General features: G+C 71.2%; 10 protein-coding genes. 7 read left to right on the forward strand and 3 right to left on the reverse strand.

The window, feature by feature from the left end:
• Window positions 1-16: 16 nt before the first annotated feature.
• On the forward strand, window positions 17-1,777 hold the full coding sequence (locus M3B01_RS00355; protein ID WP_259788850.1) for a long-chain-fatty-acid--CoA ligase: 1,761 nt from the start codon (window positions 17-19) through the stop codon (window positions 1,775-1,777).
• A 9-nt stretch (window positions 1,778-1,786) separates the two neighbouring features.
• Here the strand turns inward: M3B01_RS00355 and M3B01_RS00360 are convergent, their stop codons facing one another.
• The 3 genes from M3B01_RS00360 to M3B01_RS00370 all read right to left on the reverse strand — a co-directional run bounded on the left by M3B01_RS00360 (window position 1,787) and on the right by M3B01_RS00370 (window position 5,248).
• Window positions 1,787-2,872, reverse strand: coding sequence for a Gfo/Idh/MocA family protein (locus tag M3B01_RS00360; protein ID WP_259788851.1), 1,086 nt, complete (start codon window positions 2,870-2,872; stop codon window positions 1,787-1,789).
• Window positions 2,873-3,062: 190 nt separating this feature from the next.
• Window positions 3,063-4,625, reverse strand: coding sequence for an HNH endonuclease signature motif containing protein (locus M3B01_RS00365; RefSeq protein ID WP_259788852.1), 1,563 nt, complete (start codon window positions 4,623-4,625; stop codon window positions 3,063-3,065).
• 146 nt (window positions 4,626-4,771) lie between these two features.
• On the reverse strand, window positions 4,772-5,248 hold the full coding sequence (locus M3B01_RS00370; RefSeq protein WP_259788854.1) for a GNAT family N-acetyltransferase: 477 nt from the start codon (window positions 5,246-5,248) through the stop codon (window positions 4,772-4,774).
• Window positions 5,249-5,413: 165 nt separating this feature from the next.
• Here M3B01_RS00370 and M3B01_RS00375 point away from each other — a divergent pair, with 165 nt between their 5' ends.
• From M3B01_RS00375 to M3B01_RS00400, 6 genes are all read left to right on the forward strand, one after another.
• Entirely contained in the window at window positions 5,414-5,878 is a 465-nt protein-coding gene (locus M3B01_RS00375) for a DUF2871 domain-containing protein (RefSeq protein WP_259788856.1), read from the forward strand.
• A 24-nt stretch (window positions 5,879-5,902) separates the two neighbouring features.
• Window positions 5,903-6,058 carry a hypothetical protein gene (locus M3B01_RS00380; protein ID WP_259788857.1) on the forward strand — a complete coding sequence of 52 codons (156 nt, stop codon included), beginning with the start codon at window positions 5,903-5,905 and terminating at the stop codon, window positions 6,056-6,058.
• A gap of 81 nt (window positions 6,059-6,139) precedes the next feature.
• Complete coding sequence (gene glpX / locus M3B01_RS00385; protein ID WP_259788858.1) at window positions 6,140-7,147, forward strand: class II fructose-bisphosphatase; 1,008 nt, start codon at window positions 6,140-6,142, stop codon at window positions 7,145-7,147.
• Window positions 7,148-7,293: 146 nt separating this feature from the next.
• Complete coding sequence (locus M3B01_RS00390; protein WP_259788859.1) at window positions 7,294-7,977, forward strand: NUDIX hydrolase; 684 nt, start codon at window positions 7,294-7,296, stop codon at window positions 7,975-7,977.
• 70 nt (window positions 7,978-8,047) lie between these two features.
• Complete coding sequence (locus tag M3B01_RS00395) at window positions 8,048-9,373, forward strand: amidohydrolase (protein ID WP_259788860.1); 1,326 nt, start codon at window positions 8,048-8,050, stop codon at window positions 9,371-9,373.
• A complete protein-coding gene (locus M3B01_RS00400) occupies window positions 9,370-9,795 on the forward strand; it encodes a hypothetical protein (protein WP_259788861.1) in 426 nt (141 codons plus the stop codon). Before M3B01_RS00395 ends, M3B01_RS00400 begins: the two co-directional genes overlap by 4 nt.
• Window positions 9,796-10,002 lie beyond the last annotated feature (207 nt).

A 10,002-nucleotide genomic window follows, 5' to 3' on the forward strand; every position in this document is an offset into this window, starting at 1 on the left:
TACACTCGACGGCATCATGACCAGCGACGCCACCCCCACCACGCCCGACTTCCCGAACACCTCCGCGAACGACGCCCCCGGCGCCGATGCGACCCCCGCCACCAGCGCTCCCGGCACCGATGCGACCCCCGACTGGGTGCGCTTCTACGAGCCCGGGGTCCCCGCCACCATCGACATCCCCGACGAGTCCCTGACCGACATGTGCGAGCGCTCCTGCGCCGAGGCCGGGGACAGGGTGGCCACCGAGTTCTTCGGCGCCACCATGACCTACACCGAGATGGGGGAGCGGATTGCCTCCGCCGCCGAGGGCCTGCGTCGCATGGGTGTGCGCCCCGGTGACCGGGTGGCGATCCTGCTGCCCAACTGCCCCCAGCACCTGATCGCGTTCTACGCGGTGCTGCGGCTGGGCGGCATCGTGTGCGAGCACAATCCTCTCTCCACCGAGCGCGAGCTGGAGGAGGTGTTCGCCGACCACGGCGCCCGCATCGCCATCGCGTTGGACACCGTGGTGCCGAAGCTGCGCGCGATCCCGTCGGCCCCCAAGGTCGTGGCGGTGAACCTGCTGGACGCCTTCCCGATGGTGAAGCGCCTGGCGCTGCACCTGCCGGTGCCGAAGCTCGCCGCCCAGCGCAAGCAGCTCACCAGCGGTGCCAAGGGCGACATGACCTGGAAGCAGCTGGTGGCCCACCCCGCGCTGCCCGCCTCCCACCCGCGGCCGACGATCGAGGACCTGGGCGCGATCCAGTACACCTCGGGCACCACCGGTGTGCCCAAGGGCGTGATGCTCTCCCACCGCAACATGTACGCCAATGCGCTGCAGGGCGTGGCCTGGATGCACGGCGCGCGCACGGGCGAGGAGACCAGCTACGCGATGCTGCCGATGTTCCACGCCTTCGGCATGGTGCTGTACGTGACCTTCGGCGTGTACAAGCAGGTCCGCCAGGTGCTGTTCCCCCGCCCCGACGTGGACATGGCGCTGACCGCGATGAAGAAGAGCCCGCCCACCATCTACTGCGCGGTCCCGCCGCTGTACGAGCGCACCGCCCAGGGCGCGAAGGAGAAGGGCATCTCGCTCAAGGGCGTCAAGTGGTGCATCTCCGGTGCCATGACGCTGCCCGACGAGGTGGTGGAGCTGTGGGAGTCCGTCTCCGGCGGCAGGCTGGTCGAGGGCTACGGCCTGACCGAGTGCGCCCCCATCGCCATGGGCAACCCCTTCTCCGACACCCGCAAGACCGGCACCATCGGCATCCCCTTCCCCTCGACCCTGCGCCGGGTGGTCGACGAGGACGGCGAGGACGTGGGCCCCGGCGAGAGCGGCGAGCTGCTGGTCAAGGGCCCCCAGGTGTTCCAGGGCTACTGGAACAACCCCGAGGCCACCGCCGAGGCGATGACCGAGGACGGGTGGCTGCGCACCGGCGACCTGGTCACGCTCGACGAGGACGGCTTCGCCACCATCGTGGACCGCAAGAAGGAGATCATCATCACCGGCGGCTTCAACGTCTCCCCCAGCGAGGTGGAGCGCGTGCTGCGCGACCACCCCGCCATCGAGGAGGCCGCCGTCGTCGGCATCCGCCAGGAGCGGGGCGACGAGAAGGTGGTCGCCGCCGTCATCGCCTCCGGTGAGATCGATGAGGCCGAGGTCCGCGCCTGGGCGAAGGAACGGCTCAGCGCCTACAAGGTGCCGCGCCGGATCGTGGTGGTCGAGGACCTGCCGCGCTCCCTGATCGGCAAGGTGCTGCGCGGCGAGGTGCGGGAGCAGCTCACCGCGGGGAAGTGAGCCCGCAGCTCACCGCGGCTCGGTGAGCACCCGCGCCTGCTCCTGAGCCTTCAGCGCCAGCTCGACGGCCTTGAAGGCGTGCTTCTGGGTCATGGCGTTCTCGGTGCGGTTCAGCACGTCCAGGATCAGGTCCCCGAAGAACGGGTAGCCCACCTGGCCGTCGGCCTGGATGCGATGCTCCCCGTCGCCGTCGACCAGCAGCACCTGGCCGGGGCCGTTGTCGGTGGTGATGTCCACGTACTTGCGCAGCTCGATGTAGCCCTCGGTGCCCAGGATGAAGGTGCGGCCGTCACCCCAGGTGCGCAGACCGTCGGGCGTGAACCAGTCCACCCGCACGTAGCCGGAGGCGCCGGAGGACAGGGCGATGTGCGCCTCTCCGAAGTCGTCGAGCTCGGGATGGTCGGGGTGGGCGAAGTTGCCGATCGCGCTGGAGAGGATCTCGGCGTCCTCGGAGCCGGTGAAGGTGAGCATCTGCTCGAAGTTGTGGGAGCCGATGTCGGTGATGATCCCGCCGTACTGGGCGCGGCGGTAGAACCAGTCGGGGCGCGACTCCGGGGCGCCCAGGCGGTGCGGGCCCATCCCCATCACCTGGATCACGCGGCCGATGGCCCCCCGGTCGATCAGCTGGCCGGCCAGGACAGCGGCCTCCACGTGGATCCGCTCGGAGTAGTACACGGCGTACTTCTGCCCGGTGCGGGTGACGGCCTCGCGGGCCGCAGCCAGCTGGTCCAGGGTGGTCAGCGGGGTCTTGTCGGTGAAGTAGTCCTTGCCGGCCTCCATCACCCGGATGCCCAGCGGGGCGCGGTCCGAGGGGATCGCGGCGGCGGCCACCAGGCGTACCTCCTCGTCGGCGAGGACCTGTTCCTCGCTGTCGGCGATTCGGACCTCGGGGAACCGCTCCTGGAAGGCGGCGGCGCGCTCGGGCTGCGGGTCGTACACCCAGCGCAGGGTGCCGCCGGCCCCGATCAGGCCCTCGGTCATGCCCACGATGTGCCCGTGGTCCAGGTGCATCGCGGCGAACACGAACTCACCGGGCTCCACCACGGGCTTGGGCATGGCGGCGGGGGCGTAGGTGGCTCCGTCGGAGGCGCTCATCGAGGGTCCTTTCGCTCGTGGGTGGCGGCGGCAGCGACGCGGCCCATCCCTGCCCGGAGCGGACGAGTGGCCTGGGTCACCATGGTGAGTCTCCCGCATCCACCTGCTGGTCGAGCGCGGATGCCGGTGGTTGCCATGCGCGGGCGCGCGGCGGGATGCCCCTGCGTGGGGGGCGTTGGGCGTGCAGGAGTCAGAACGGCGGGTCGTCGAAGGCATGAGGTGGAGTCGGGGGAGCTGGTGGAGGGGGATCGGGCTGCGGGGGAGCGTGGGCCTTCGACGCCGGTGGCGGGGCGGGCTCCGATCGCGGGGTGGGTGACGTGCCCTGGGCCCCGTGTGGACTTCTCCAGGTGATCGCCGTGGCCCCGGCGGCGGGGGAGGTCGTCGTCGCCCTCTGCACCACCCAGTGCCCGTGCTCCTTCAGGTAGTTGCAGCGAGCGCACAGGCCCTGCCCGTTGCCGAAGCTGGTGGGCCCTCCACGTGCGTGGGGATCGATGTGGTCCAGATGCCGGATCCTGGCGTTGCACCAGGGGGTGCGGCACGTCTGGTCGCGCCATCTGATCATGCGCGCCAGGCCCACCGGGAACGCTCGGGCGGTGGACTCCATCGCTACCAGTTCACCGCTGACGGGGTGGGTGTACAGGCGGCGGAACACCGCGGTCGAAGCGGCATCGGCGTGCTCGTGCTGCCTCCAGGTGCGGTTGGCCGGGATGATGGAGCCGGGTGGGCGCCCGCACATGGTGTCGGTGACGATGTGCGCGGGCAGCGCGCCGTATCCCTCGATGCGGGCGAACTCCGCATCGGCCGCGCCGCCCAGCAGGGCACGGTCGGTGATCACGATCCCGACGTCGTGCCTGGTCCCGGGGGCGGCGTAGGTGCCCCCGGTCACGGCGGCGACGAGCTGATCGGCCTGAAGGGCACCGAATGAGTCCCGGGCGCCGGCCGCGCGGCGGGCCTCCGCCCCGGTGGTGAGGCTCTTCATCACGGCGGCGGCATCCAATGCGCGCAGGGTGGCCGAGATGCGGGCCATGCCGTCACCGAGGGGAACCATCGTCACGTTCCGCTTCCGCGCGGCGCGCTCGGCGCGGGCACGGGAGTCACCCGGATGCAGGGCGTGGCTCATCTCCCGCACGAGCTGCCCGGTGCGACGGGTGCCGAGGCCGTCGAGACGGGTGGGATCCTCCTGGATCCACCGGTCGATCCGGGCGCACGTGGCCGGATCCGCGTTGTCCAGCGCACGGGTGATGGCATGGACGCTGCGCTCAGGCAGGCGCCCCTGGGCCAGCTGCTGGTAGGTGGTGGGCATCTGCGCGACCAGCCTGCGCGCGCATGCCAGTGACATGGAGGACGAGCTGGGGGAGGTGCGGCGGGCCAGGGCCACCTCGTTCGCGGCGGCACGCCCCTGGTCCCGTTCCCTCACATCACGAGCGGCGTCCGCCTCGCGGATGCGGTCCTCGGCCGCCACCTGCCATGTGGCGTCCAGTGCGGCGATCCCCGCGCGCAGCTGCTCGATCCCCGCCAGCACGGCGAGGGCTTCCTGGGGCGAACCGGGCTGCGTATCAGGAACGGGATCGAGCACCGACACGGTGGCGGTGAATGCGGCCAGCGCGCGGGCGATGATCTCACCCACGATATTACTCACCGCGCCGGAGTCCGGCAGGCGGGAGGCGTGCTCCAGCGCCCGCGCGAGGACGTCACCAGCGGGCAGGCTGTTGCCTGACCTGGTGCTGTCGTCGCCTGGGAGCTGAGGTTCCATGCTCCCATTCTGCGTCGCGGCACCGACAATCGAAAGAACGTTCGACGATTGGGGATAACTCCGCGCCGTCCCGGGAAAAATTAGCCTGACGGGAAACAGGATGTGGAAAGGAATGTGGATAACTGGTCATTGTGGAGGAACCTGGGTCACAGCCCTCGCTTGAACCCCGTATGGCTCGCCACGTACCCGGCCCGCTCGTAGAACCGATGTGCGGCATCGCGCCTGCGGTCGCACGTCAGCTGCGACAGCACCGCCCCCTGCTCGCGCCCGTACGCATGGGCCCACTCCAGCAGCATGCTGCCGAGTCCCAGATCCCGCACGGACTCCGCCAGCCGCAACGCCTCGATCTGGAGCCGCGAGGCACCGCCCCGCGAGAGCCCGGGGATCAGGGACAGCTGCACCGTGCCGACCACGGTCGTCTGCCCCTCGACCACCGTGACCAGCAGCTGGCGGGGGTCCGCGTCGACCTCGCGGAACGCCGCCAGGTACGGGCCGAGATCGTCGGCCGACTCCCGGCCGCGCCCTAGCGGGTCGTCAGCCAGCAGGGCCACCAGCGCAGGCACGTCGGACTCGAGAGCCCGACGGATGAGAAAGCGGCGATCGCCGATGGTGAGAGTCTCCATGAACCGATCATCACCGACCGGTGGCGCCGACGAGCACGGGACGCGCCTTGCAGCCGCGCCTCGCGCATCAGGCTCAGGCGCCGCCAGCCGCGGCGCGAGCAGGCACGAGCCCACCTCAACCATTCGATGGAAGCCGCCTGACCAGCGGCTTCCTAGGGTGGAGGGATGAATCGTCTGCTCGTCACGTCCTTCGTCTACATGATCCTCGGTCTGGCCTCGGGTGTCTTCTACCGCGAGTACTCCAAGCTCACCGGCACGGTCGGTGAGCAGTCGCAGCTCTCCACGCTCCACACCCACCTGCTGGTGCTGGGCATGCTGGTGTTTCTCGTGGTGCTGGCGCTCGAGGCCACCGTGCGCGTCACCGGGCGCCGCTCGTTCACCGTCTTCTACTGGACCTACAACGTGGGCCTGGTGATCACGGTGGTGATGATGGTGGTGCGGGGCGTTCTCACGCTCAACGGGGCCGACCCCGCCGGCACCACCGCGGCGATCCCGGGTATCGCAGGTCTGGGCCACATGCTGCTGGCCGTGGGCCTGATCGCGCTGTTCGTCGCTCTGAGGGCGGCGGTCGCCGATTCCCAGGAGCGGTCATTCAGGGCGGGTGCGACGCTCGAGGTCGCGCCGGGCTGAACCTGTGGCGGGGAGAATGCCCCCATGCCCTCCGAATCGCCCGCCCCCGCATGCCTGCGTGCCGCGGCGGAGGGACTGCCCGTTGCACTGTCGCTGCCGATCCACCCTGCACTGCGCGGCTCGCTGCCGGAGCCGACGGCCGAGGAGGCCGCCGCGAGGGCCCGCCCGGTCACAGGGTGATAACGGTAGAGTGAATCCGCACGTCAGATCGGCGGCCCGGCCGGTTCTGCGCCGGGCAGCCCCTCGGACCCGCCTACGACGATGGAGACCACGGTGAACAGCGAATCCCCCTCGAACCTGACCGCCCCCGACCGCAACCTCGCCCTCGAACTGGTGCGCGTGACCGAGGCCGCCGCCATCGCGGGCGGCCGCTGGGTGGGCGCCGGCGACAAGAACAGGGCCGATGGCGCCGCCGTGGATGCCATGCGCTCCTTCATGGACACCGTGCGCATGAACGGCACCGTGGTGATCGGCGAGGGCGAGAAGGACGAGGCGCCCATGCTGTTCAACGGTGAGAAGGTGGGCGACGGCTCCGGCCCCGACGTCGACGTCGCGGTGGACCCGATCGACGGCACCCGCCTGACCGCGATGGGCTACGACAATGCGCTGGCCGTGTTCGCGGTCGCCGAGCGCGGCAGTATGTACGACCCCTCGGCCGTGTTCTACATGGACAAGATGGTGGTGGGCCCCGAGGCCGCGGACTTCGTGGACCTGCGCCTGCCGGTCAAGCAGAACATCAACCTGGTCGCCAAGGCCCTCGGCAAGCCGGTCGAGCAGGTCACCGTGTGTGTTCTGGAGCGCCCCCGCCACGAGAAGCTGGTCGAGGAGATCCGCGCCGCCGGAGCCCGCGTCAAGTTCATCATGGACGGCGACGTGGCCGGCGCGATCGCCGCCGCCCGCGGCACCGGCGTGGACATGCTGCTGGGCGCCGGCGGCACCCCCGAGGGCATCGTCGCCGCCTGCGCCATCAAGGCCACCGGCGGGATGATCCAGGGCCGCCTGGCCCCCAAGGACGACGAGGAGAAGCAGAAGGCCATCGACGCCGGCCACGACCTGGACCGCGTGCTCACCACCGATGACCTGGTCACCACCGACAACTGCTACTTCGCCGCCACTGGCATCACCCACGGCGACCTGCTGCGCGGCGTGCGCTACGACAAGGACTACGTGCACACCCACTCGATCGTCATGCGCGCCACCTCCGGCACCGTGCGGTTCGTGGACGCCGAGCACCGCGTGGAGAAGTGGGACCGCTGGCTGAAGGCGTGAGGTCCTTCCCCCAGCACGCGCCCCGCGGGACCTTCGTCCCGGCAGGGGCGCGTCCTGCTTCCTATGTGACCTAGAGCAAGCGGTTGTCCCTGTGACTGCCGCCGCACGAGCAGTCACATCGACCAGAACGCTCATATCCTGCCGCCATGCCCTATGAAGAGCCGCTGCGGGTGGCAGTGGACCTGGTGATCCTCACCCTGCGCGACCGCCAGCTCAGCGTGCTGCTGGTGCAGCGCGACGAGGAGCCGCATCGCGGTCGCTGGGCGCTGCCCGGCGGCTTCGTGACCGCCCAGGAGGATCTGGAGGAGGCCGCCCAGCGGGTGCTCGCCGACGAGGCCTCACTGGGTTCGCAGACCGTCTACCTCGAGCAGGTGCGCACCTTCGGCAAGCCCGACCGCGACCCCCGCGGCCGCGTCGTCTCCGTGGCCTTCATGGCGCTCGGTGCGAATCTCCCGGAGCCGCAGCGGGGCGAGGCGGTGGCCGATGCCCGCTGGTGGGCAGTGAAGGACCTCGCCGAGATCCAGCTGGCCTTCGACCACGCCACCGTGCTCGAGGCCGCGATCGATCGCGCCCGCTCCAAGCTCGAGTACACCACCCTCGCGGTCACCTTCCTGGAGCCGGAGTTCACCATCTCCCAGCTGCGCGGGGTCTACGAGGACGTATGGGGGGTGACCCTGGACGCCGGCAACTTCCACCGCAAGGCCACCCGCAGCCCGGGCTTCATCGAGGAGGTGGGCACCCGCGCCCACCTCACCGGTGGTCGCCCTGCGCGCCTGTACCGCGCCGGCGACGGCACCTCCCTGAACCCGCCGCTGATGCGCCAGGGTTGACCTCCGATGCTGCAGGGCTGCGTGCCGGACGGCCCTGGGCCGGTAGCCCTCGTCGTGACAGGATCGACCTGTGACCACCGACGACGCTCGCACCGCTCCCGACACGCCCGCCGCTGCCGATCCGGACGCACCCGCTCCCGACGGCACCGCGCACCCCGACCCGGCCAAGGCCAGGATCGCCGAGTCCTACCGGGCTCGTCGTGAGGACGTGCTGGCCGTGGCTCGCGCCATCCACGCCGATCCGGAGATCGCCTTCGAGGAGCACCGGGCCCACGATCGCTGCTGCGAACTGCTGGAGGGTGCCGGCTTCACCGTCGAACGGGGCATCGCCGAGCTGCCCACCGCCTTCCGCGCCACCCTGGGCAGCGGCTCCCTGGTGGCCTCGCTGTGCGTGGAGTACGACGCCCTGCCCGAGATCGGTCACGGCTGCGGGCACAACATCATCGCCGGCGCCTCCCTCGGCGCCGCGCTCGCCCTGGCCGAGGCGGTCCCCGAACTGGACCTCACCCTGCAGGTCATCGGCACCCCGGCCGAGGAGCACGGCGGCGGCAAGCAGCTGCTGATCGAGCGCGGTGCCTTCGAGGGCGTGCACCTGTCGCTGATGACCCACGCCATGGGCCACACCGACACCTACGACCCCCTGGGCTCCACCAGCCAGGCCGTGGGCCGCTGGCGCGCCACCTACACCGGTCGCGGAGCCCACGCGGCCGCCAACCCGTCCGACGGCCTCAACGCCAACGACGCCGCCGTGATCGCGCAGGTCGCCGCGGGCCTGCTGCGGCAGCAGGTGGCCGATGGGCAGCGCCTGGCGCTGGTGCCCCAGCAGTCCGGCGTCACCAACATCATCCCCGAGAGGGCCGAGGTCGACCTCGAGTGCCGGGCGCTGACCATGGAGCAGTTCACCTCCCTGCGCGACCGCCTCTTCGACTGCCTGCGCGCCGGGGCCGTCGCCACCGGCTGCGAGCTCGACATCACCGCCACCGAACCGGTCTACGAGCCGCTGCTGCAGGACGATGTGCTGGCCACTGCCTGGAACGAGGGAATGGAGGTGCTGGGCCGCCCGCTGACCGGCAGCCTCGGGGTGATGGCCGGCTCCACCGACATGGGCAACGTGTCCCAGCGGGTGCCCTCCCTGCACCCCTTCGTGGGCATCACCGGGGTGACGGCCCCCCTGCACACCCGCGACTTCGCCGCCGCGGCCGCGACCGACGAGGCCTACCGCCTCATGCACGACGCGGCCCTCGCGATGGCCTGGGCGATCCAGGACGTCGCCGCGACTGCCGAGCGCCGGGCACAGGTGCTGGCCACCGCGCAGGAGCTGGCGGAGCGCACGGCCTCGATCGCCCCGAGCGCGCCGATCACCCCGAGCGCCTCCCGGGGCGAGCAGGAAGCGTGAGACCAGCCCGCCCCGCAGTGCGGCGCCGGGCGCTGCTCCTCGGCCTGGGGATCGCACTGCCGCTGCTGCTCGTCTCCTGCGCCGAGGAGGAGCCGGAGCCCGTCGGCCCCGCACCGATCACCGAGGTGGGGGCGGAGGCCGTGTCCCCGTCCGGGGCGTACGTGGCGGTGATCGACGTGGCCGGGGACTCCGTGGGCGTACTGCTGCGGGATGCCGCCGGCGAGGACCTCTGGGCCGACGCCTACGGGTACACGCTCAAGGCCCCTCCCGCGCTGCTGTGGGAGGCCGAGCAGGACGTGCTGTGGGTCGTCACCGAGAACGGGGCAGTGCGCGAGCACGTGCGCATCGCCCCCACCGAGAGCGGCGGTTGGGCCCAGGAGGCGGGCGCTGAGCCGCCCGAGGAGATCACCCGCCGGCTCTAGGGCCGGAGTCACCGCACTGCAGGGCAAAGGTCCCCGTTCCGGGCCGCCCGAGGGGGCTACTGTCGAGTCATCAGCACCATGACGGTGCTCGACCCTCGCTCCCTTCTCCCGGAGGCTGACCCCATGTCCGCGTGCGTCCTGGTGGACAGCAAGGGCTGACGGACCTGCCGCGCGAGGACGCGCGGCGACAGGCGCCGAGGACGCAGG

This window comes from Brachybacterium sp. p3-SID957 (genome assembly GCF_025144775.1).
In the GTDB taxonomy this organism is placed as follows: Bacteria; Actinomycetota; Actinomycetes; order Actinomycetales; family Dermabacteraceae; genus Brachybacterium; species Brachybacterium epidermidis.